Raw genomic sequence first — 23,482 nt, forward strand, 5'->3', positions numbered from 1 at the left:
GGGTTCTTACTCTACTTTATGCCATGCACTTGGGTTGGATGGAAACACAATACATGTTCTGGACTTGGTGAAGGGGAGATTACAGATGAAGAGAAGTTGGATCCACAAATAATTGCGCTGTATGGTGGCTATGGGGTAGATGCTGACGGTGATGGCATTGCAGATCCATTTCATATTGAAGATGCCATTTACTCGGCAGCGAATTTTTTATCCATTGCTGGTGCAGCAAATGGCAATTTAGAAAAAGCGATTTTTCAATACAATCACAGTGAGGAGTATGTAGAAGACATATTATATTACTACAATTTATATAACACTTATAAAGAACGTCTAGAAACAGAAGTAATTACTGTGAATTCCTAGTGCAACTAAAAAAGGAATCGCTAGCTAGCGATTCCTTTTAAATGACATGTTTTAAGTGGCCTTACGCATCGATCTTAAAATAAAGCTGACGATGAAAATTAATACGACGGCGCCAATTAGTGCCGGGAATACGTAAAAGTCGGACACTCTCCAACCCCAATTGCCAAGTAACATACTTCCTATCCAAGAACCGATAATACCGGCAACAATATTACCAATCACACCACCAGGGACATCTTTACCTAGGATAACACCTGCTAACCATCCTAAAATACCTCCGATGATTAAATACCAAATAAAGCTAATCATAATTGTGTACAACTCCTTTAAAATTGTTAGTGATCTATGATAGCGTCTACTTAGTTATTTCCTGTGATACAGCAAGTTAAACGTAATTGGACGTAAATTTAATAAAAATTTAATTATATTACTTCAGCGCCTAATGTATTTGTAAAATGTTCCAATGCCCAATCATGACCTGCCTTATTAAAGCTAGCCACTCCATTTTTATAGACCGTAACATGATAGCCCAAATTATAAGCATCCACAGCCGTGTGGAGCACACAAATATCTGTGCAAACGCCAACTAAGGCGATGTCTCGGATGGCACGTTCTTGTAATAGTTGATGTAAATTCGTTCCTACAAATGCAGAGTATCTCGTTTTATCTAACGATATGCAGACATTTTTATGTTTTTCGTAAGCGTCTTTGACCATTCCATATAAATCACGGCCAGCTGTTTCGGCAAGATTATGTGGTGGAAACAGTTTCGTTTCTGGATGGTATTCGTCGTTTTCGTAATGAATATCATTTGTAAAAATGACAAGCTCATTAGCTGCTACATACTTTTCAATTAAAGAAGAAATTGTTTGTTCAATTGCTTGGCCCGGTTTACCACAAGTTAATTTTCCGTCATCTGCTACAAAATCATACGTATAGTCAATCACAAGTAAAGCTTTTTTCAATTTTTTCTCCTCCTCTGACATATATGTTTTATTATGCCATGTAATCAAGGGAAAAGTGTTGTCTAAACGTTATAAAAGTTTAAAGGAAATAAGAATAATTGATTAAAATAAAAATAAACTTAGTTTAAGAGGTGAACATCATGGATAAGGCATTAATGAAAAAGCTTGATAAACAAGGTTTTATTTTTGCAACGTTGCATACGGTGATTTGGCTAAACCTCGCAGTTGAATTTTTATTTCTCACCTAGCGTATAAGCTAGGTTTTTTTATTGTGAAAGGGCATCTTACTAAAAGTAGTCAATAACGTATTCCATTCAGAAATGAATTAGATTATCCGACACTTTTTATTAATTAAAATTTAATTAATGAAGGCAGTTCAAGGCATAGTAATTTTACAGAAATAACTGTTTTCGAAGTATCTGTGTTATTTGATCCTGCGTAATCGTTCATATACCAAATAAACGGGTTGAAATATTACCTTTATTTGGTATTTTAAAGTTGTGTTTTCTTCATTACGAGTGAGCTATGTAAGGTGAAAGATACGTTTTGACGAAATATTTTTTTATTTTCATAGAGATTAAAAAAAATGTTAAACGAGAAAAAACATTGCAATAATCATAAAGAAACCGCTTTCTTTATTTTTCAATGTTTTTAATTGTCTAAAAAATTCAAAAATAGTGTTGACGAGCATAAGGTTTTCGTACTATGATAGCAACAATTTAATACGTTCGTTGTTTCAAGCGAACATCGATATGTAAACATAGGTGATTGAAAATTCAGCATCTACTAACATATGTAGACGTGAGGGGCGTTCTAAATGAGAAGTGATATGATTAAAATGGGGGTAGACCGAGCTCCTCACCGTAGTCTTTTATACGCTACGGGGAAAGTAAAGGCGAGAGACTTAGATAAGCCTTTTATCGGTGTGTGTAACTCGTATATCGATATTATTCCAGGGCATGTGCATTTACGTCAGTTTGCAGATGTCGTGAAAGAAGCGATTATTGAAGCAGGCGGTATCCCATTCGAGTTTAATACAATCGGTGTTGATGATGGGATTGCAATGGGCCATATCGGGATGCGTTATTCATTGCCATCGCGTGAAATTATTGCAGATGCTGCAGAAACAGTAATTAACGCACACTGGTTTGATGGAGTGTTTTACATTCCAAACTGTGACAAAATTACGCCAGGGATGTTAATGGCAGCTGTTCGCACAAACGTACCATCTGTCTTTGTATCAGGTGGACCGATGGAGGCAGGTACTTCTGCAAGTGGGAAGCAACTTTCATTAACAAGCGTATTTGAAGGTGTCGGTGCTCATAAATCGGGTAAAATGACAGCTGAAGAGTTATTAGATATTGAAAACAATGCATGTCCGACATGTGGTTCATGCTCAGGGATGTTCACAGCGAACTCAATGAACTGCTTAATGGAAATGTTAGGGGTAGCTCTACCAGGTAACGGTACAATTGTTGCGACAAGTGAAGAGCGACACCAATTAATTAAAGAAGCAGCTAAACATTTAGTACGTATGATTAAAGAGGATATTAAACCTCGCGATATTATTACAAAAGAAGCAATCGATGATGCATTTGCGTTAGATATGGCGATGGGTGGATCAACGAATACCGTTCTACATACATTGGCAATTGCAAATGAAGCAGAAATCGAGTACAACATAGAAGATATTAATAAAGTAGCTGAACGTGTACCTTATTTAGCAAAAATTATGCCGGCATCGGATATTTCGATGGATGACATTGCAAAAGCAGGTGGCGTGCAAGCAATCATTAATGAGTTAACGAAAATTCCTGGAGCTATTCATCCAGATAGACCGACGATTGCGGGAGTTACAATGCGTGAACTGGTGAAAGATTATCAGATTACGAATGATGAAGTAATTCGTACAAAAGATAATCCGTACTCGCCAGTCGGTGGTTTATCAGTTTTATTCGGTAATATTGCACCAGAAGGTTCTGTTATCAAGGTTGGTGCGGTTGACCCATCTATACAAGTATTTACAGGCGAAGCGATTGTGTTTGAATCGCAAGAAGAGGCACAGGCTGCTATTGATAACGGTGACGTACGTGAAGGACATGTCGTTGTCATCCGCTATGAAGGTCCGAAAGGCGGACCAGGGATGCCTGAAATGCTCGCACCAACTTCAGCCATCCAAGGGCGTGGTTTAGGGACAAAAGTAGCTTTAATCACAGATGGTCGATTCTCAGGTGCATCTCGTGGTATTTCAATTGGGCATATTTCACCGGAAGCAGCAGAAGGCGGTCCAATCGCTTTAGTTGAAAATGGTGATGTCATTATAATTGATCTACCAAATCGTACGATTCAACTAGAAGTTTCAGATGAAGTTTTAGCTGAACGACGTACAAAATTAACACCATTTGAGCCAAAAATTAAACGCGGTTGGTTAGCACGTTACTCAAAACTAGTGACAAATGCTTCTCAAGGCGGTATTATGAAAATATAATATTTACGAAAACGTTGATGAGGTTAAAGGTTACAGAGCCTTGTATCTACCAGAGAGCCGGTGTTGCTGGAAGCCGGCGATACAACTGTATCCGACATCCCCTCGGAGTGAGCTATTAAACGCGATTTTGCCATTAGATAGCTCCGGGCATGAACAGTGCTCGTTATTAATGAATAGTGTGTCAATCTTAGTTGTGCGCTGAATTATCTGAAACTTTCTAACATTCGGCGAAGATTGACTGTTCAAGCTATTTATGAGGCAGCTTATTAAGTTGTGAATAAGGGTGGTACCATGAAAAGTCTTTTTCATCCCTACGCAAAGGTTTTCTTTTGCGTGCGGAGAAGAAGGCTTTTTCTTTATCAGTTTGAGTAGGGAGGAGTAAACGAAATGTCTAATGTTTCAGCAAAAGAAATGCAAAAGCAAGAAGTGACAGAAGAAGTAAAAAAGCCGCGTGATGGTGCAGATATTTTAGTGCAAGCATTACATGATCAAGGCGTTGATATAATTTTCGGTTATCCAGGCGGAGCGGTATTACAAATTTATGATGCGATGTACCGTAATCCAATTCGTCATATTTTGACACGTCATGAGCAAGGTGCAATCCATGCAGCAGAAGGTTATGCACGTGTAACAAATAAACCAGGCGTTGTCATTGCGACAAGTGGTCCAGGAGCAACAAACTTAGTAACGGGTATTGCGGATGCAATGATTGACTCGATTCCACTAGTAGTTTTCACTGGGCAAGTAGCAACATCTGTGATTGGTACAGATGCATTCCAAGAAGCGGATATTATGGGCATTACAACACCAATTACAAAGCATAATTACCAAGTACAGGATGTGCGTGATATCCCACGCATCGTCAAAGAGGCTTTCCATATTGCGAATACAGGACGTAAAGGACCGGTTTTAATTGACTTCCCGAAAAACGTATCGCAAACGCTATTTACAGACGGTGATATGCCAGAAACACCAGAGGAAATCTATTTACCAGGTTATCAACCGACATATAAACCAAATTACTTGCAAATTCAAAAAGCCATTCAAGCAATTAGCTTAGCGAAAAAACCGTTAGTACTTGCTGGGGCGGGCGTGTTATTCGCAGATGCACGTAAAGAATTGACAGAATTTATAGAGAAGTACAAATTGCCAGTTATTAATACGCTGTTAGGATTAGGTAGTATCCATGGTCAGCATGAATTGTTCTACGGGATGGCAGGTATGCACGGAACAGTGACAGCAAACGACGCGATTACACAATGTGATTTACTGATTAATATTGGTGCTCGTTTTGATGACCGTTTAACGGGGAACTTGTCGACATTTGCGCCAAATGCAACGATTATTCATATCGATATCGATCCAGCGGAAATCGGTAAAAACGTGCCAACGGATATCCCGATTGTAGCGGATGCAAAAGAAGCTTTAAAAGCGCTGCTGAAAAAAGAGTTCGATGCACCGAATACAACGGCTTGGTTACAATATCTTGACGAACAAGACAAAGAGTTCCCGCTTTGGTATGACGAAGATCCAAATGAAATTATGCCGCAACAAGCGATGGAAGCCATTCAAAAAATTACAAACGGTGATGCGATTGTTACAACAGATGTTGGTCAACATCAAATGTTTGCAGCACAGTACTATAAATTAAATAACCCGCATGACTGGGTAACGTCTGGTGGACTTGGTACGATGGGCTTCGGTTTCCCAGCAGCAATTGGAGCACAGTTTGCGAAGCCAGAGAAAAAAGTTATTTCAATTTGTGGTGACGCTGGATTCCAAATGACGGCACAAGAGCTTGCATTATTAAAAGAATTCAACTTACCAGTGAAAATTGTCATTTTAAATAATGCTTGTTTAGGAATGGTACGCCAATGGCAAGAAACGTTCTATGAAGAGCGCTATTCTCAATCATTAATGCCAATTCAGCCTGATTTCGTGAAATTAGCAGATGCATATGGCGTTAAAGGATATTTAATTGAGAGATTAGAAGATATGGAAGCGACACTAATAGAAGCTATCAATTCTGATGAGCCAGTGCTAATTGACCTTCGTGTAAAACAGCAGTCAAGCGTTTACCCAATGGTCGCACCAGGTAAAGGATTACATGAAATGATCGGGGTGAAAAAGCTGTGAAACGAGTAATTACTGTTATTGTAATCAATCAAAGCGGTGTACTAAATCGCGTAACAGGTCTTTTAATGAAGCGTCAATTCAATATCGAATCAATTACTGTAGGTCATACAGAGCAGCCAAACTTCTCAAAAATGACATTCGTTGTTCATGTTGAAGATGAGCGCAAAATTGAACAGCTGATTAAGCAATTATCAAAACAAATTGATGTACTAAAAGTAAATGATATTACGGATAAATCAATCGTCATTCGTGAGCTTGCTTTAGTGAAAGTGATTTCACCGCCGAACTTGCGACTTGAGATGAATGCAATCGTTGAGCCGTTCCGTCCACAAATTATCGATACAGCGAAAAATGTTGTGACGTATCAAGTAGTCGGACATCCAGAGAAAATCGATGCATTTATTGAACTAATTCGTCCGTATGGCATTAAAGAATTAACACGCACAGGTGCTACAGCATCCGTTCGTGAAACACAAAAATCTGATCAACCGCAGCTATCTATTCTAAAATAAAATTTCAGAATAGTTTGCAATATAATCTTGGGGATCGGTGACACCGCATCCCCACGCATATAAAAATTTTAGGGGGCATTTTAAAATGGCACAAATGTATTATGAAAATCAAATCAATGATGAAGTATTAAAAGGGAAAAAAATCGCAATTATCGGTTACGGTTCACAAGGTCATGCGCATGCATTAAACCTTAAAGAATCAGGCTTTGATGTACGTGTAGGTGTACGTCCAGGTAAATCATTCGACCAAGCAAAAGAAGATGGCGTAGATGTTAAATCAGTAGCAGAAGCAGCAGCAGAAGCAGATGTAATCCAAATTCTACTTCCAGACGAGCGTCAAAAAGCAGTTTACGAGGCTGAAATTTTACCACATTTAACTGAAGGAAAAGCGTTAATGTTCGCACACGGCTTCAACGTACACTTCGGTCAAATTACACCACCAGAAAACGTTGATGTATTCTTAGTAGCGCCAAAAGGTCCTGGCCACTTAGTTCGTCGTCAATACCAAGAAGGTGCTGGCGTACCAGGTTTATTCGCTATTCACCAAGATGCAACAGGTCAAGCACGTGACTTAGCTTTAGCTTACGGTAAAGGGATTGGTTCAGCTCGTGGTGGTTTACTTGAAACAACATTTGCTGAAGAAACAGTGACAGACTTATTCGGTGAGCAAGCAGTACTTTGCGGTGGCGCAACTGCACTTGTAAAAGCTGGTTTCGAAACATTAGTAGAAGCAGGTTACCAACCAGAGCTTGCATACTTTGAAACATTACACGAATTAAAATTAATCGTTGACTTAATGTTCGAAGGCGGTATGGAGACAATGCGTTACTCAGTATCAGATACAGCTGAGTGGGGCGACTATGTAACAGGTCCACGTATCGTAACAGATGAAGTAAAAGCAAACATGAAAGCAGTATTAAAAGACATTCAAGACGGCACATTCGCTAAAGACTGGATCAACGAAAATGAAACAGGTCGTCCACGTTATACAAAATACAAAGAAGATGGCGCTAACCACCAAATCGAAGAAGTGGGCCGCAAACTTCGTTCAATGATGCCATTCATTAATGAAGGTAAAGAGAAGGTAGTGGTGAAATAGTGCGTAAAATCGATATTTTTGATACGACACTACGCGATGGCGAGCAATCAGCGGGAATTAACTTAAATACAGCTGAAAAAATCGAAATTGCTAAACAATTAGAACGACTAGGCGTTACCATTATTGAAGCAGGATTCCCTGCTTCAAGTCCTGGTGACTTCGAAGCGGTAAACTTAATCGCAAAAACAGTAAAAAATTCGATTGTAACAGGTCTGGCACGTGCGGTAAAAGGTGATATTGATGCGGTTTGGGAAGCGATTAAAGTCGCAGAACAGCCACATGTACATACATTTATCGCCACAAGCCCGATCCATATGGAATATAAGCTGAAAAAAACACCAGATCAAGTCATTGAGCAAGCAGTAGAAGCGGTGAAATATGCAAAAAGCAAATTTTCATTAGTTGAATTTTCTTGTGAAGACGGCTTCCGTTCAGATCAGGACTTCCTTGTTCGTATTATTAATGAAGTGATTAAAGCAGGGGCAACAACAATCAACGTACCGGATACAGTAGGGTATGCTTCTCCTGAAGAATACGGGGCGTTATTCCGTTTCTTACGTGAAAATTGTACAGGTGCAGATAACGTCAAATTCTCTGCCCATTGCCACGATGATCTTGGGATGGCGGTAGCGAACTCGATTGCCGCTGTACAAAATGGTGCGGATCAAGTGGAATGTACAATTAACGGAATCGGTGAGCGTGCAGGGAATGCGGCGCTTGAAGAACTCGGTGTCGCGTTCCATATCCGTAAAGATCATTACGGCGTCGAAACGGGATTAAACTTAAAAGAAATTAAGCGTACATCTCAATTAGTGAGCCGCCTAACAGGTGTTGTCATTCAGCCAAATAAAGCGGTTGTTGGTAAAAACGCATTTGCGCATGAATCAGGTATTCACCAAGATGGCGTACTGAAAAACCCTGAAACATATGAAATTATTTCACCAGCTTTAATTGGTGAAGGGGAAGTACCATTAGTGCTTGGTAAACATTCAGGGCGTGCTGCATTCCGCGATCGTGCAGAAAAAATGGGCTTTGACTTATCAGATGACAAATTAAACAAAGCGTTTGGTGAGTTCAAAAAGCTTGCTGACCGCAAAAAAGAAGTAACAGAAGAAGACTTAGTGACATTATTAACAGAGCAACAAGTATCTGTTGAAGACGTGCCACTATTTGAATTAAAGAGCGTGCAAGTGCAGTATGGAACAGAAAATATTCCAACTGCAACGGCTTCGATCATTACACCAGAAGGCGAAACGAAAACACTTGCTTCGACAGGCTCTGGTTCAGTGGAAGCAATCTTTAATACGTTAGCACAGCTTGTAACAGGCGAAGTGAACATTCTTGACTACCGCGTAAAATCAGTTGGTAAGGGTGAGGATGCACTGGGTGAAGCGGTTATTAACTTAAGTTATAATGGCTTCCAAGTAACAGGTCGTGATGCAGCTCAGGACGTATTAGAAGCTTCTGCAAAAGCGTATTTAAACGCAATTAATCGTCAGTTAATCCAAGAAAGTATTCGTGCTCGTCAGCCGATACATTAATACGAGCGCCATCAAGCGTAAGTTTGATGGCGTTTCTATAAAGTGACACTTTAAATAAGTAGGGGAAATGAGAATCGTACCGGGTATTTCACTTTTGGTACAGATCCATTATGGCCCGTTAATACGGGATAAATCATTCGCGTAAGTTGCGATAGAAGGAAAGGTGTTTTTAATGGAAAAGAAAATTACAGTATTGCCTGGAGACGGCATTGGACCTGAAGTAGTTGCTTCAGCGGTAAAAGTTTTACAAGTGATTGGTAAACGATATAATCATACATTCCACCTTAGCTATGCAGCGATTGGTGGCGCGGCAATTGATCAATTTAATAATCCATTACCGGATGAAACAATCGCTATGTGTGAAGAAAGTGATGCTGTTCTATTAGGTGCAGTTGGTGGTCCAAAATGGGATAACAATCCGCCAGAGTTGCGTCCTGAAAAAGGCTTATTAAAAATCCGCAAGCATTTTGATTTATTCGCAAACCTCCGTCCTGTAAAAGCGTTTCCTAGCTTACTCGCATCTTCTCCGTTAAAGCGTGAAGTCGCAGAAAACGTGGATTTAATGATTGTTCGTGAATTAACAGGCGGTATTTACTTCGGAGAACCTCGTTTGAAAACGAATGAAGGGGCAGTGGATACATGTGTGTACTCTCGTGCTGAAATTGAGCGTATTATCGATAATGCATTTGAGCTAGCTCGCTTACGTGGTGGGAAGCTTTGCTCTGTTGATAAAGCAAATGTATTAGATACATCTCGTTTATGGCGTGAAATTGTAGAAGAGAAAAAAGCACAATACCCAGATGTAGAAGTAGAACATAATTTAGTAGACTCTGTTGCGATGAAATTAATTACAAACCCAGGTCATTATGACGTAGTCGTAACGGAAAATATGTTTGGTGATATTTTATCGGATGAAGCATCTGTTATTACGGGTTCACTTGGTGTATTACCATCTGCGTCAATCCGTGGCGATCAATTTGGCCTTTATGAGCCGGTACATGGTTCAGCGCCAGATTTAGCAGGTCAAGGTGTAGCAAACCCAGCAGCGACAATTCTTTCTGTTGCGATGATGCTACAATACTCATTTGGTTTAAAAGAAGAAGCAGCAGAAATCGAACGCGCAGTAAATGCGGTATTTGAGGATGGCTACTTCACGGCAGACTTAGCACGTGATGGAGACCGTGTATTAACGACAGATGAATGGACAGATAAAGTCATAAACGAGATTGATGCAAGCTTCGTTTCTGAAAGTATTATGATTTCATATAATTAAGGGTTGGTGAAGACAATGGGAAAAAACATTATCGAAAAAATTTGGGAGCAACATGTCGTATATCGTGAAGATGGCAAGCCAGACTTACTGTATATTGATCTTCATTTAATTCATGAAGTAACAAGTCCGCAAGCGTTTGAGGGGCTACGATTAGCGGGTCGTCAAGTACGTCGTACAGATCTTTGTTTCGCTACAATGGATCACAACGTACCGACAAAAAATTTACCAACAATTAATGATCCGATTGCGAAAAAGCAAATTACAACACTTGCTGACAACGCAAAAGAGTTTGGTGTACAGTTAGCAGATATCGGGCATCCTGACCAAGGGATTGTACACGTAATCGGACCAGAGCTTGGTTTAACGCAACCAGGTAAAACAATCGTATGTGGTGACTCACATACAGCAACACACGGTGCATTTGGTGCATTAGCATTTGGTATTGGTACATCTGAAGTAGAACATGTGATGAGTACACAAACGTTATGGCAAACAAAACCACCAACAATGGAAATTCGCGTAAATGGTGATTTGCCATTTGGTTGTACAGCAAAAGATATTATTTTAGCCATTATCGCAAAATGGGGTATCGGTATTGGTACGGGCCATATCGTAGAGTACACAGGTGAAGCGATTCGTGCCCTTTCAATGGAAGAACGTATGACAATTTGTAATATGTCTATTGAAGCCGGAGCGAAAGCGGGTCTTATTTCTCCTGATGAAACAACAGTAGAATATTTACGTGGTCGTCGTTTTGCACCACAAAAGCAGTTTGAAGAAGCTGCTGCTTACTGGCTGAGTTTAGCTTCAGATGCAGATGCAACATATGATGTTGTGTTAGAGATTGAAGCATCTGAAATCGAACCAATCGTTACATGGGGTACAAATCCATCTATGGGGATCGGTGTAACGAAAACAGTCCCAACAAAAGCGGACTACGATAACGACATCGACCGCAATGCATTAGACAAAGCATTAAAGTATATGGATTTACAAGAAGGGCAAAATATTACAGATATCGAAATTCAACACGTATTTATCGGTTCTTGTACAAACTCTCGTTTATCAGATTTACGTGCAGCAGCGGATATTGTAAAAGGCAATAAGCTAGCACCAGGTGTGCAAGGCATTGTCGTACCAGGCTCTTGGTCTACGAAAAAAGCAGCGGAAGAAGAAGGGTTAGATCAAATCTTCTTAGATGCAGGCTTTGAATGGCGCGAGTCAGGCTGTTCTGCTTGTTTAGGTATGAACGAGGACGTGATTCCAGCAGGCGAACGTTGTGCATCAACGTCAAACCGTAACTTCGAAGGACGTCAAGGTGCAGGTGCACGTACGCATTTAGTATCACCAGCAATGGCAGCAGCAGCTGGTATTCACGGTCGCTTCGTCGATGTTCGTACGCTAATTAAGCAAGAAGCATAAGCAGGAGGTTAAATTCATGGAACCAATTAATATCGTAAAAAGTGTGTATGCACCACTTGATCATAAAAATGTCGATACAGACCAAATTATTTCTAAAGAGTTTTTAAAGCGCATTGAGCGTACAGGTTTTGGCCAGTATTTATTCCATCACTGGCGCTTTGATGCAGAAGGAAATGAAATTCCATCTTTCATCTTAAACAAACCAGCTTATAAAGGTGCACAAATTTTAGTGGCACAAGATAACTTCGGCTGTGGTTCATCTCGTGAACACGCACCGTGGGCTATTTTAGACTACGGCTTTAACGTAGTCATTGCGCCATCATTTGCGGATATTTTCCACAATAACTGTTTCAAAAACGGTATTTTACCAGTGAAGCTAACAGAAGCTGAGTGTGAAGAGTTACTAGCAAAAGGTTTAGAGCAAGCACAAGAAATCGAAGTAAATTTAGAAGCGCAAACAGTAACGACTAGTTACGGTAAAACGTATACATTCAATATCGATCCATATTATAAGAAAATGCTGTTAAACGGTTGGGATGAGATTTCATTAACATTCCAATACGAAGATCACATTAAAGCATACGAAGAAAAACGTTTAGTATTTGAATAAGATAAAAAGCACCCTAGCTATTTGTAGCTAGGGTGTTTTAGATAGAGCCTAATTAAATTTTATATAGTAACTCGTAATGAGCAAAAATGTACCCTGAAAATACCATTTAAATAGTGAAAGGTTTGTATCATAGCTCCTGTGGCTATGGTGCGCTACGGCAAAAGTTAATGCTTCTCGATATGCTAGAAAAATAGTTCTCTTATCTAAAAGAAATCATTTTCTTTCTATTTGTAAGTGTAATTATCCAGCCTCTACCGTCATGAATGCGAATCTTTCTTTATTTTTAGCCAGGTGTGTTGATTAACAAAATATTTTCTTTATAGAAGCGTGTTTTTTAGCAAAACGTGATTAAAAATGACTTACCAGTTGATTGAAGCGGAATCGGCGAGACTCCTACGGGAATCGCAATAAAGGAACGAAGGCTAAAACCGTCACGTCCTGTGACAACGCCTTCGTGACCAACTTCATGTTGGCCTAAAGACCCCGCAGGAAATTTATTTGCGACGAAAGCGCAGCGACAGGAGCAGCGAGGTACGAGCGACGAGGAGGCTGAGGCCATGCCCGTGGAAAGCGAGCCGAATGGAGCGGAAATCAACGGTTAATACAATGGTAATATATGTTTCAGGATTTGCTCATTCTAAGTAGTAAGTTAAATCGATAAAATGAAATACAGGGGGAACAAGATGATTCGAAAAAAGATTGATTGTATTTTAAATGAGCTACCTGAGGAGGAGCTAGAACATGTCTACCAGGCTGTTCTAGGTGTTAAACAGGAATATGATTATAAGCAAAATTTAATCAATAAAGGTGTAACTTTAGATATATACCATACAGATTCAGAAAAGTTAATTCAACGTTGGGAAGCGGCTTTTGCTGGATCAATAAAAGAGGAAGTTAAGGCTAAAATTTACTATGAGCAATTTAAGTGGCATTTATTTAGTTACGAAAAGATCCCATGTTTAAAAGAAGAAGAAGCAAGAACAGCATTTGATGCACAACGAAAGGGCAATCTATATATGATGTATGAAAGGTTCCCGATTGTATATGTTTACGAAAATGCGATGAATGTCACTTCAGAAGATTTCGATTCGCAATCGGATATATATATTTTCGATGATAGTTTTAGTTGGACGTATGTGCATACACATGAAGAGATGTGTGGGCCATATTTTTTAAAACCTATTAATTAAAATTCATAATGAGCAAAAATACATCCTAAAAATACCAAGTAAATAGTAAGAGATATTAAAAGAAATTGATATTGTAGCCTCCGCGCTTTGCCACAGCCTGCACAGGAGCTAAAACAGGCATGGCCTGTTTGGATCTCCTGTTCCTGCTCCTGACGCTACGCTTTCGTCGCAAAGAAAATCTTGGCTCCTGTGGCTATGGCGCGCTACGGCAAAAAAAGTGAATGCTTCTCGATATTCTAGAAAAATCATTTATCTTTTCTATTCATGAATCATTTTCTTTCCATTTGTACGTATAATCGCCTACCTTCTACTATAATCAATGAGGATATTTCATTAATTTTTATTGAACACTAGTTGCTTGTAGTGGAGGCACGAGACTCCTACGGGAAAAGCGAGACAATCAAGACCCCGCAGGAGCGAAGGATGAGCGACGAGGAGGCTTGATCTCGCCCGTGGAAAGCGAGTGCCGGAGCGGAAAGCAACGGTTACGCAAATGGTAATATATGTTTGTGAATTTACTCATTATAAGTTAAAACATAAATTATTTTAAAAGGAACAGCATATGTAGTGACGGGACACATGAAGGTTCAAGTCATACCTCAAAAGCGGCTATTCGTTATTGCATGTGCGGTCAAGTACATATTTTTGTGAAGAGCCATATGGAGTAATAAATTAAAAATTCACAAAGAAATAATTGTAAAAAAATATAATAATTTATAATTATCTTGTATAATAGAGAGAGTATATTAAATATGTTGATGATCTAAATATTAGTAGATGACAAGTGGAATGATTAATCAACTGGCTTGCTCGTTGAATGGAACGAAAGCAACTTGACTCTAGCATGAAAAGCATGAACTGACAGTTCATTACTTTTGGCATTAGCCGAAAGTAATGAGGTGAAGTCATGCCTATGGAAATCAACATGCTTATATTTTTTATTTTAAATACAAGTAATTGCATTCGTTTAATTTTATTTTTCATTGTGGTGTAAAGGTGGTGTGAGAATAGGAGATGTCAGTAGTAATTGTTGGAGAAGTGGGCAATGATTTATGGCAGCTACAACTTTACTTTAAACGAATGAATATAACGGAAATACACAGCTTTCAAACGGTAGAGTCAGCTATTGAATGTATGCCCTATGCTACAAAGGAAACGGTGGAGCTAGTCATTTTAGACGTTAAAATGACGCTGAAGAACTGTGAGGAAATTTGTCAAAAAATAGAGTTACTGTATAAATGGATTGACGTTCCTATTTTACTTTCAACAACGTATGAGAAGGAGGAAACAATCGATCGAGTATTTGAGGCAGGGATTTTTGATTTCATATTAAAGCCGTTTAATTTTCTGCATTTTAAATCCCGTATTCTCGTTGCATTGAAGTTTATCAAAGAATCCAAGCAGCGGAAAAGGCGAGAAGAGCAGCGGTACAATGATTTAACATTTGCGAAAAAGGTGCAGAAAAACGCATTGTCTCCCCGTCTGGTGCGCAAGCATGTCGAGTGTGATGGACTGTACTTGACATCGAATATACTAGGGGGAGATATGTACTGCTGGTTTAAAATAGACGAGCATTTAACGGCTGTTTTACTTTATGATGTGATGGGGCACGGGATAGCGGCTTCACTTGTGACGATGTCTATTCGCTCGCTAACACGAGGGCTCATCACACGCTTAGTTGATCCGGTTACCGTTATGAAGGAAATGAATCGTCAAATATATACGATGTTTACTGATAGCGCTAGCGATATCGATCATTTTTTAGTTACGGCGATTTACTTACTCATTGATACGAAAAATAAAACGGTCGAATATGTGAATGCTGCTCATCCAGCAGGTATAAAAATCGGAAAATACAAACAGACGATGGAGTTAACAGCGAATGCACCCATTTTAGGATTGTTTCCGAACATGAAAATAAATAAAAAGAAAATTTATTTAGCAGATTGGAGTCGGATTATTTTATATACGGATGGTCTTCTTTTAACGCAGCAAAATGAAAAGCTAGACACGGAATTTTTCCATTCCTATGCATCTCAGCATAATACGTATACACTTAACAAATTTGCTGAGCAATACAATTTATATGAAAATACGTACAAAGACGATATTTCAATGGTATCCATTACTATAACGCTTGAAGGTGGGTGACTCGGAATGGAACTTTTGCTTAGTGTAGAACCAAATCAGGAAGCAATCCAGTTTGTGGATCAAAAAATAACCACATTCGCTGACATGTATGGAGTTCCAATTAAAAGGGAGCTTTGCTTTGTCGTACATGAACTGGTCATTAATGCCGTTGAGGCAATGCAACAAGTGCAATTTACCAACGTAAAAAAAATAGAAATTCATGTAACAAAAGACGAAGATTTAGTGAAGGTAACCGTTACCGATAAATCTGGGGGAATACCGAAGGACAAGTGCGAGCGCATTTTAGCTACTAATTTTGAGGACGTCGATTTTTCGGATAGAGGAAGAGGTTTTCTATTCATTAAAAATATGGTAGATGAGATTTGGTTTGAACATCTGTCTGACAATCGATTTTTAGTCGGCATAAAGAAAAAAATAAATGTATAGCAAGTCATAGTTTAGGGGGGCTTTTTGATGAAGTGGTCAATTCGAAGAAAAATGAATGTTCTTATTTTAAGTTGTATTTTTTTATTAATTGCCATTTTAGCGGTAGCGAATTACTTTATTACAAAGGAAAGTATGTTAGAAAGTGCAAATTCGAAGTTATTTTCAGACATTCAAGTCTCATATAATTATATTGATGCAAAAATCCCAGGTGAGTGGCAAATTGTTGATGGAGAGCTTTATAAAGGCGATGTCAATATGGTTGAAAACTACGAAATCATTGACGAAGTAGGGGAATTAACTCATGGAAATGCCTTTTCGATTTTCCAATATGATACGCGCATTAATACGAACATTATAGAGAATGGTGATCGTGCGATTCATACAAAAGTTTCAGAACCAGTAAAAGCGGCTGTTTTAGAGCAACATGAACGCTATTTAGGTTCGGCGGATGTATTAGGAGAACCACATCAGGCAGCATATGACCCGATTTTAAATAGCGCTGGAGAGGTCATTGGCATTTGGGCTACAGCCTTACCGATTGCCCCTTATTTAGAGATAGCGAATAGCGCAGCTGAAAAAAATATTTTGATTTCATCCATTATTTCATTGTTGATTATTTTAGGTATTACAGTATTTATGAAGCGCCAAGTAATTACACCAATCAATATTTTAAGTGGAAATGCAAAGGAACTAGCAAACTTAAATTTAAATGTTAAATTGTTAAATCCAAAAGGAAAAGATGAGATTGCCGATTTAGCGAATTCCTTTAATGATATGAGAAACCAATTGAAGGAGACAATCGGTATTGTAGCAGGTAGTGCCAATCAAATTGCTACTTCCTCGCATCAATTGTCAGATTCCTCTCATCAAACGAGTGAGGCGGCGAATCAAGTGGCCCTCACGATGAATGATCTTGCTGTAGGAACAACGACGCAAGCCGAGCAGTCTGAGCGCATCGTCGTCATGATGCAACAAACAATTGAAGAGGTCGCACGAAGTATAGAGCGAGCAGAAGAAACGTTGCACAACGCCATTACATCAACGCACATTGCGAAAAAAGGCGAGGAAGCAATTAACGAGGCAATTAGACATTTAGGCGCGGTGACGCAAACCGTATCATACGCAACGGATTCTATTCAAAAGCTCGGGAAGCGCTCAGAAGAGATTGGTGGCATTATTACAGTAATTAGCGAGATTGCAGAACAAACGAATTTACTTGCATTAAATGCAGCGATCGAGGCAGCGCGTGCAGGGGAACAAGGAAAAGGGTTTGCGGTTGTAGCATCAGAGGTACGTAAATTAGCTGAGCAATCCAAGTTAGCATCTGGACAGATTACAAACTTAATTAGCGATATTCAAGCAGAGACTTCGGTAACTGTTCGAACGATGGAAAGTAACTTACTGGCCGTTAATGAGCAAGTTATGATTATTAATAAAGGCGGCGAGGCACTTGAGGAAATCGTTGAAAAGGTAATGGTGACGGAAGAAGGCGTCGAGCAGATGAAAGATTCATTTTCACATGTGCATACCAATTCACAAAATGTCCAACATGCAATTCATGAAATTTCGAGCATTATTGAAGAATCAGCTGCTGCAACAGAGGAGGTTGCTGCGACATCAGAGGAGCAATATGCGACGGTTGCAGAAATCACATCAAATGCGGATGAACTAGCAGACGTGGCTGATAAACTGCGCAATGAGGTGAATAAGTTTCAATTTTAAATAATTGATCGCTAAAAGATAAAATAAGTGAGGTATAGTTTAATGGAGCGAAACAAGGTTGCAGTTAACATTACTGAAAAAAAAGAATATAATGTCATTGCTTTAACAGGAAGCTTAGAATATGGCATTCTTGAAGACGTAAAAGCAGAGCTACAAAACCTGCCTTTACATACAGGGTTAGGTTATGTCATCGATTTGCAAAAGGTGATAAATATTGATAGTACAGGCTTTGGGATGATTGTCAATTTCGCGAAAAAAGTATCAGTGCAAGGGAAGAAAATTGTCATTATCGTTGTTGATGATTTCATTCGCAACTTATTTGCGATATCGCAATGTGATAAAGTATTTCCGATTGTTACATCAGAAGACGAAGCAAGAAACATGATCAAAAGTGAATGGACAGGTGAGCTGTCAATTAACGAATACTAAAATGAATCGTATTACCAATAGAGAAAGTGTATCCTAATAATTGTTTAGGATATGCTTTTTCTTTTGCCTATATATAAAATAAAAGCCCGCTAACTAGTAGCGGGAAGGGGGGATCTATATATTAACCGATTAAGCGATGTTTGACGACTTCATAAGCCTGACAAATTTCAGGGAAGTCAATTTTATCATTTTGGGCAATCATATTGTTTGCGATTGCATATAAATCTAACTCTAATGTAGTTGCTGTGACAATATCATTTAGCAATGTTGCTTCGATTTGCTCTACAAAGTTTAAAATTCGAGCGTTCATGTATGTCATCTCCAATGAGTGATTTACTGTCTTTACTATACATCAGGTAGACGTCTGACTTCAATGGAAATCACCTTAAGTCACAGCTTATTCACACCTTTTTGACGAGAAAATGAACCCGTAAACAATTTACTACTTGAAAACGTTTTCCTTGAATTATTGTAAAATTTCGAGTTCCTTAAAAGAGAGAAGTAGCTATTGACAAAGGCAATTAAAATAGATAAAGGCGTGCTTTAAAACACGTCTTTATCTATTATGAAACTTTTAATTGGTCGAGCATCTGTAGTACTTTATTGCTTAGTTCTTGAATTTCCTCGTATTTATAGTGGGCTTCTGAACGTTTTCCTTGTTTAAATAGCTGAATGGCTACATGGCATGTTTGGTGAAATTGTGCATGCACAGCATCCAAGTTTTGAAATGCTGAAAGATGACCGAAATGCGCCTTTCCATCACTTACGTACCATCGACCGAGGCGGCATTTCGTATGATCTTTTACCTCATTAGGTTCTAAGTTACTTCTACCTAGTAGCATATTTTCGATGCGCCAACGCCAAAGCAGGTGATCCGTTTTCGCCAGTTCAATAATATCATCATCTGCATAACGAAGTTGGAAATCTCCCATACTATTGCGCAATTGCTCAGAGATTGTGCCCATTTTAAATAGACTTTCTGAGCTATGTGTAATTTCATTTGTCATTTGCCCCATCGTATCATTCATACTTGAAATCGTCCCAATGATTTCTTCAAAAGTAGAAGATTGCTCCTCCATAATCGGTGCAGTATGTGAAATGTCTTGAATGCTAATTGATAAATTAGTAATGATTTCATTCATTTCTGTCGAGCATTTAGAGATGGCTGCATTACTTTGATCCATTTTACTTGTCATATTTGCAATGTTATTTGATGTTTTGGAGGCTTCTAGTTGAACGCTCGTCACATTATTACGAATATCGTTTACATTTTGCTTTGTTTGCTCCGCTAGCTTTCGTACTTCTTGTGCTACAACGGCAAACCCTTTTCCTTGTTCCCCAGCACGCGCTGCTTCAATGGATGCGTTTAAAGCAAGGAGATTTGTTTGTTCCGCAATTTCTGAAATGAGGTACACCATTTTACCAATCGAGCCGATATGGTCATTTAAAGATACTACTTGGTTATTTAATAAGTGAAATTGTGTATGTACTTGCTCAATCTCATGAACAGTTTCTTGTAGCTGTTCGCGGAGTTTTTCGGCTCTTGTACCAGCTTGTTTCATATTAGTTGTCGCATGTGAATTATTTGTCGTGATAGCTTGAACAGAGGAAGCAAATTCTTCTGCTGCCGCCACAATGGTATCTAAATCAGTACTTAGCGCAACTGCATTTTTTTGTAGTTTATTAATAAAAATATTTTCATCAATGTTGGCAGAAACAATATGTGTTAGTTCTAACGTAATTTGTTTTAAGCGGTTGTTATAGTTGTCAGCTAAATAATGGAGTGCTTCAGCTAATTCATCATTTAAGTGATGGCTATCCAGTACTAATGTTTCAGCTAAATTACCATTTGCTATTTTTTGTAATAGATGCTTTAGTTCTTGTACTTGTTCTTTAGTTATTGAGGAATCGGGGTGAGTCTTATCACTTTTTGTGAGTGAGCTAAAAAAAGAAAGCATGCCTAACATCTCCTACTTAAATTATGGAACTGCAAATAGTTATAATGTGTCAATTAACCTTTGGGTTAAAATTACCATTGTTAAAACCATCATGTCAATGGGGATCTAATTTCTTTACAATTACTTAAAGTTTTGTTACATCCTATCAGCAAATAACAGTGAAGCAACGAAGGATTTAGGAGAAAATGAGCTGATGAGAACAACCTGCATACGTATTAATACCTAAAAAATAGGATATTTATATAAGTATGATGAATCAAATTTACATAGATTACTATTTCCATATTTAAGAAAATAGCCTTTCTTATATATAATGAAAATAACGAAATAGTAAAGGGGTTGATTGTATGATAGAGCAACAAAATAAACTAGTAACTGAATCAATCGTCTCATCAAATCCGTTACTACAATTAATCGAACGAATGAAACCGCTTCACGTCTTACTGAATCAAAATTCATATGTGAAAGATACGACAAGAAGGTTAAACCGTATTATTGACGATGCCAGTTCTCAAACAATGATTTTAGTGATGGGGAAAGAACGGGTTGGTAAGACGACCTTTATCAATGGATTACTTGGCCGTGAAGTGTTATCAGCGAGTAGCGAACATCCAACTGCTGCGAATACATTTATTCGTTACGGGGAGGAAGAGTGTGTAAAAGCGATTTTTTTAGATGGTATGGTCGCTACATTTGATTTAGGAAAAGTAGAGTTACTCACCATATCCGATGCATTTTGTGCCCAAATTATTCGTGATCATCTGGATTATATCGAAGTATTTATTAAGCACGATTTATTGAAAAAGGTAACCATTGTGGATTCGGTTGCGTTAGAAGTAGCGGCCGATCATTCCGCTTATTTTTCTGAGTTACTTGTCGACCGAATGGATGATATTTTTTGGGTTATCCGTAGTGGCTCTATGGCAACGGAAGCTGAATTAGCCCTTTTAGATAAATATAATGAACGTGAAATGAAACCACACTTCATTATCAATGCGATTGATAATACAGAAAATGTGGCAGCTTTTATGCAATCTGAATCACAGCGTTACGGGGAAAAAATCGCTTCGATGACGGCTGTTTCGGCAACACAGGCGTTAGAGGCAGCGAAAACGAATAATACACAGCTATTTGGTGATTCAAAATACGGGGAGTTACATAAGTTACTAGAAAAGCTGACAAATAATTATACAAAAAAGACCCACCATGTATTTGAACGTTTTATTGATTGGCTAGAACTTTTCCGTAAAGAAGTGGAGCAAATACCACAGCGTGAGCCGTATTTATCTGCGCTTGAAAATATTGAAAAATATACGGATAATAAAGGGTTTGAATATACACGACAGCAACGAGATATGGCATTGTTGACGGCATATGAACAAGAATACGAGCATGTATGCCATGTATTTAAACCGGTGGAAACGTTATATCAACTGCTTCAAACGTTAGCGAGTGAGCTATATTTACGCGATGACAAAGTAGAGGAGTTTGAGTCTGTTTCACTACAATACCATCAAGCTGTACGTGCGTATCGGAAGTTGCATGTAGAATACATGCAAACATATGGACTGTTAGATCAGCAATATCGCAAACTGTTCGGTAAAGGAATTGAAAAAGGCGATTTAGCGCAAATCAATCAAAATTCGATTGCGAAGGCACAGAAAGAGCGTTTAGATCAAATGCAACAAAAGTGCGAAGAACAACATCGAATTATTAAGTATTATGAAGCGCATGTAGTCGAAAACTTATATAGCATTCAAAATCATATTACAAAGCTTGCTCAAAAACGTTTACAAACGATTATTCATCAAGTGGCTGAGTTAAATAGTCAACGAAAACGTGAAGTAAAGATTGCCAATTCTTATGTCAACAAGCTTTCGGAATTTAACTGTATTACAGAAGCACAGCATTTTGTACGCGATGCGATTAAACCGTATTTACTTAGTGGTGCGATATCGTTAACAGAAAACCAACGAGCAACAATAGAGGAGACGATTGATTGTATTCTTGCGGTACAATTAGCACAACGAGAAATTGAAGTTCCTTTAGAAGAGAACGACCAAGATTTATTTTTACATCAAGAATTTGAAACGAAATATATGCTAAGTCCGTTAAGTTTAACAGAAGTCGATGTACTGTCGGAATTACCGGATTTACCCATTCCGTTTATGATGTAATAGTAAAAGCGTGTAGAGAAAGTCACTTTCTCTACACGCTTTTTTACATATAACGTTCGATCGTTTGTTTTAATGTTTGTTCGATCGAGAACACATCGCGGTCTGTAAATGTAAGGCGAACATAGCTTTCATCCATTTCTAAAGCTTCTGATAGTAAGCTACCTAATCCACGAGCGCGGCGATCGATTTGTAACAGCACATCGATGCTATCCGCAGACTGGTTGATAAATGTTACTTCTAGTTCATCTAAGTGTCGTCTATAGGTAGGATTTGTCGCTGTAAATTCGAATTCTTGAATAAATGGATGTGGTGTGTGAATGCGTAGCGGTGCTTTTTCACATTCCACCTTACGTAAACGGAAGCCAAGTCGTTTAACAGCTGCTAATACTTCATTTGCGAGCGGTGTAGCGTTCACTTCAATATAGTCTTTGTCTGTCGGGTCCACGGCCATTTTAATATCAAGTTCTGTTTGTACCCATACTTGTGTTTTGCCTCCTGTAATCGGTGTTGTACGCGGTAAATTAAATGAAAATGGAATCGACTTCAATTCACCAGCACCGATTGTAAAAGGACTGCTTACTTGGAATGATGCCACAGCAGCGTTGTCATGAATTTTCGTATCATTTACTTCTTTAATATACGTTGTATAAACCGTTAAATAAATCGTATCAATCGCTTGTTCTGTATTGCCGCCCTTTATTTCAACAACTCCATTGATGACATCTCCTGCTGTATAACGAGAGCGGTCGAGCTTCGTATCTACTTGCGCATTACCAATGCCAATACTGGCTAATATTTTTTGAAACATAAAAAAATCCCCCTAATCAATTAGTATATACTAATCTATACGAAGGATTTCTGAAATAGTTTCATGTATTTTTAGCAGAAGAAATAATTTATTGACTCATCACCGTAACTTAGGGTTGATTTCCGTTCCAAATTCATTTGCGACGAAAGCGTAGCGTCAGGAGCAGCTGGGCGCTTTCCGGGGGGCGTCCGATGAGCCGCTTCCCTCGCTAC

20 protein-coding genes are annotated in these 23,482 nt (G+C 38.6%); 15 read left to right on the forward strand and 5 right to left on the reverse strand.

Features of this window, described 5'->3' with window-relative positions:
• Positions 1-18 precede the first annotated feature (18 nt).
• Positions 19-363 (forward strand): lytic murein transglycosylase, encoded by a 345-nt coding sequence (locus tag AC3II9_RS17025; RefSeq protein WP_489157351.1) that lies wholly within the window; start codon positions 19-21, stop codon positions 361-363.
• Between the two features lie 51 nt (positions 364-414).
• Here AC3II9_RS17025 and AC3II9_RS17030 read toward each other — a convergent pair whose 3' ends face one another.
• Both AC3II9_RS17030 and AC3II9_RS17035 read right to left on the reverse strand, forming a co-directional pair.
• Positions 415-672 carry a GlsB/YeaQ/YmgE family stress response membrane protein gene (locus tag AC3II9_RS17030; protein WP_489157353.1) on the reverse strand — a complete coding sequence of 86 codons (258 nt, stop codon included), beginning with the start codon at positions 670-672 and terminating at the stop codon, positions 415-417.
• Between the two features lie 113 nt (positions 673-785).
• Positions 786-1,328, reverse strand: a complete 543-nt coding sequence (locus AC3II9_RS17035; RefSeq protein ID WP_489157355.1) for a cysteine hydrolase family protein — start codon at positions 1,326-1,328, stop codon at positions 786-788.
• An 817-nt stretch (positions 1,329-2,145) separates the two neighbouring features.
• Here AC3II9_RS17035 and ilvD point away from each other — a divergent pair.
• From ilvD to AC3II9_RS17100, 13 genes are all read left to right on the forward strand, one after another.
• Positions 2,146-3,816: a dihydroxy-acid dehydratase gene (gene ilvD / locus AC3II9_RS17040; RefSeq protein ID WP_489157357.1), complete on the forward strand. Its 1,671-nt coding sequence runs from the start codon at positions 2,146-2,148 to the stop codon at positions 3,814-3,816.
• A gap of 411 nt (positions 3,817-4,227) precedes the next feature.
• The gene (gene ilvB / locus AC3II9_RS17045) at positions 4,228-5,952 is read left to right on the forward strand and encodes a biosynthetic-type acetolactate synthase large subunit (protein WP_489157387.1); all 1,725 of its coding nucleotides are present in this window, start codon (positions 4,228-4,230) and stop codon (positions 5,950-5,952) included.
• Positions 5,949-6,464, forward strand: coding sequence for an acetolactate synthase small subunit (gene ilvN, locus AC3II9_RS17050; protein WP_489157359.1), 516 nt, complete (start codon positions 5,949-5,951; stop codon positions 6,462-6,464). Before ilvB ends, ilvN begins: the two co-directional genes overlap by 4 nt.
• 85 nt (positions 6,465-6,549) lie before the next feature.
• Positions 6,550-7,563 (forward strand): ketol-acid reductoisomerase, encoded by a 1,014-nt coding sequence (gene ilvC / locus AC3II9_RS17055; RefSeq protein ID WP_489157361.1) that lies wholly within the window; start codon positions 6,550-6,552, stop codon positions 7,561-7,563.
• Positions 7,563-9,104 carry a 2-isopropylmalate synthase gene (locus tag AC3II9_RS17060; protein WP_489157363.1) on the forward strand — a complete coding sequence of 514 codons (1,542 nt, stop codon included), beginning with the start codon at positions 7,563-7,565 and terminating at the stop codon, positions 9,102-9,104. The genes ilvC and AC3II9_RS17060 overlap by 1 nt, the downstream gene beginning before the upstream one ends.
• Before the next feature lie 172 nt (positions 9,105-9,276).
• Positions 9,277-10,377 carry a 3-isopropylmalate dehydrogenase gene (leuB, locus tag AC3II9_RS17065; RefSeq protein WP_489157365.1) on the forward strand — a complete coding sequence of 367 codons (1,101 nt, stop codon included), beginning with the start codon at positions 9,277-9,279 and terminating at the stop codon, positions 10,375-10,377.
• 15 nt (positions 10,378-10,392) lie between these two features.
• Positions 10,393-11,799: a 3-isopropylmalate dehydratase large subunit gene (gene leuC / locus AC3II9_RS17070; protein ID WP_489157367.1), complete on the forward strand. Its 1,407-nt coding sequence runs from the start codon at positions 10,393-10,395 to the stop codon at positions 11,797-11,799.
• A gap of 16 nt (positions 11,800-11,815) precedes the next feature.
• Positions 11,816-12,409, forward strand: coding sequence for a 3-isopropylmalate dehydratase small subunit (gene leuD, locus AC3II9_RS17075; RefSeq protein WP_489157369.1), 594 nt, complete (start codon positions 11,816-11,818; stop codon positions 12,407-12,409).
• A gap of 683 nt (positions 12,410-13,092) precedes the next feature.
• Positions 13,093-13,599, forward strand: coding sequence for a DUF4275 family protein (locus AC3II9_RS17080; protein ID WP_489157370.1), 507 nt, complete (start codon positions 13,093-13,095; stop codon positions 13,597-13,599).
• Between the two features lie 1,014 nt (positions 13,600-14,613).
• Positions 14,614-15,750 (forward strand): SpoIIE family protein phosphatase, encoded by a 1,137-nt coding sequence (locus AC3II9_RS17085; RefSeq protein ID WP_489157372.1) that lies wholly within the window; start codon positions 14,614-14,616, stop codon positions 15,748-15,750.
• Between the two features lie 6 nt (positions 15,751-15,756).
• Positions 15,757-16,176: an ATP-binding protein gene (locus AC3II9_RS17090; RefSeq protein WP_489157374.1), complete on the forward strand. Its 420-nt coding sequence runs from the start codon at positions 15,757-15,759 to the stop codon at positions 16,174-16,176.
• A gap of 27 nt (positions 16,177-16,203) precedes the next feature.
• A complete protein-coding gene (locus AC3II9_RS17095) occupies positions 16,204-17,898 on the forward strand; it encodes a methyl-accepting chemotaxis protein (RefSeq protein ID WP_489157376.1) in 1,695 nt (564 codons plus the stop codon).
• A 42-nt stretch (positions 17,899-17,940) separates the two neighbouring features.
• Positions 17,941-18,327, forward strand: coding sequence for an STAS domain-containing protein (locus AC3II9_RS17100; RefSeq protein WP_489157378.1), 387 nt, complete (start codon positions 17,941-17,943; stop codon positions 18,325-18,327).
• A gap of 121 nt (positions 18,328-18,448) precedes the next feature.
• Here AC3II9_RS17100 and AC3II9_RS17105 read toward each other — a convergent pair whose 3' ends face one another.
• Both AC3II9_RS17105 and AC3II9_RS17110 read right to left on the reverse strand, forming a co-directional pair.
• The gene (locus AC3II9_RS17105; protein ID WP_391369490.1) at positions 18,449-18,637 is read right to left on the reverse strand and encodes a hypothetical protein; all 189 of its coding nucleotides are present in this window, start codon (positions 18,635-18,637) and stop codon (positions 18,449-18,451) included.
• Between the two features lie 253 nt (positions 18,638-18,890).
• On the reverse strand, positions 18,891-20,285 hold the full coding sequence (locus tag AC3II9_RS17110; protein ID WP_489157380.1) for a methyl-accepting chemotaxis protein: 1,395 nt from the start codon (positions 20,283-20,285) through the stop codon (positions 18,891-18,893).
• Between the two features lie 347 nt (positions 20,286-20,632).
• On the opposite strand from AC3II9_RS17110, the gene AC3II9_RS17115 reads away from it, so the two are divergent.
• Positions 20,633-22,462, forward strand: coding sequence for a dynamin family protein (locus AC3II9_RS17115; RefSeq protein ID WP_489157381.1), 1,830 nt, complete (start codon positions 20,633-20,635; stop codon positions 22,460-22,462).
• 43 nt (positions 22,463-22,505) lie between these two features.
• Here the strand turns inward: AC3II9_RS17115 and AC3II9_RS17120 are convergent, their stop codons facing one another.
• Positions 22,506-23,270 (reverse strand): sporulation protein, encoded by a 765-nt coding sequence (locus tag AC3II9_RS17120; RefSeq protein WP_489157383.1) that lies wholly within the window; start codon positions 23,268-23,270, stop codon positions 22,506-22,508.
• Between the last annotated feature and the right edge of the window lie 212 nt (positions 23,271-23,482).

The organism is Lysinibacillus sp. RU7 (genome assembly GCF_057837305.1).

Coding starts and splice junctions, on each gene's coding strand:
- leuD (WP_489157369.1), top strand. CDS start 11,816: ATGGAACCAATTAATATCGTAAAAAGTGTGTATGCACCACTTGATCAT.
- AC3II9_RS17120 (WP_489157383.1), bottom strand. CDS start 23,270: ATGTTTCAAAAAATATTAGCCAGTATTGGCATTGGTAATGCGCAAGTA.
- AC3II9_RS17095 (WP_489157376.1), top strand. CDS start 16,204: ATGAAGTGGTCAATTCGAAGAAAAATGAATGTTCTTATTTTAAGTTGT.
- AC3II9_RS17030 (WP_489157353.1), bottom strand. CDS start 672: ATGATTAGCTTTATTTGGTATTTAATCATCGGAGGTATTTTAGGATGG.
- ilvD (WP_489157357.1), top strand. CDS start 2,146: ATGAGAAGTGATATGATTAAAATGGGGGTAGACCGAGCTCCTCACCGT.
- AC3II9_RS17100 (WP_489157378.1), top strand. CDS start 17,941: ATGGAGCGAAACAAGGTTGCAGTTAACATTACTGAAAAAAAAGAATAT.
- leuC (WP_489157367.1), top strand. CDS start 10,393: ATGGGAAAAAACATTATCGAAAAAATTTGGGAGCAACATGTCGTATAT.
- AC3II9_RS17085 (WP_489157372.1), top strand. CDS start 14,614: ATGTCAGTAGTAATTGTTGGAGAAGTGGGCAATGATTTATGGCAGCTA.
- AC3II9_RS17115 (WP_489157381.1), top strand. CDS start 20,633: ATGATAGAGCAACAAAATAAACTAGTAACTGAATCAATCGTCTCATCA.
- AC3II9_RS17090 (WP_489157374.1), top strand. CDS start 15,757: ATGGAACTTTTGCTTAGTGTAGAACCAAATCAGGAAGCAATCCAGTTT.
- leuB (WP_489157365.1), top strand. CDS start 9,277: ATGGAAAAGAAAATTACAGTATTGCCTGGAGACGGCATTGGACCTGAA.
- ilvB (WP_489157387.1), top strand. CDS start 4,228: ATGCAAAAGCAAGAAGTGACAGAAGAAGTAAAAAAGCCGCGTGATGGT.
- AC3II9_RS17105 (WP_391369490.1), bottom strand. CDS start 18,637: ATGAACGCTCGAATTTTAAACTTTGTAGAGCAAATCGAAGCAACATTG.
- AC3II9_RS17080 (WP_489157370.1), top strand. CDS start 13,093: ATGATTCGAAAAAAGATTGATTGTATTTTAAATGAGCTACCTGAGGAG.
- AC3II9_RS17025 (WP_489157351.1), top strand. CDS start 19: ATGCCATGCACTTGGGTTGGATGGAAACACAATACATGTTCTGGACTT.
- AC3II9_RS17110 (WP_489157380.1), bottom strand. CDS start 20,285: ATGCTTTCTTTTTTTAGCTCACTCACAAAAAGTGATAAGACTCACCCC.
- ilvC (WP_489157361.1), top strand. CDS start 6,550: ATGGCACAAATGTATTATGAAAATCAAATCAATGATGAAGTATTAAAA.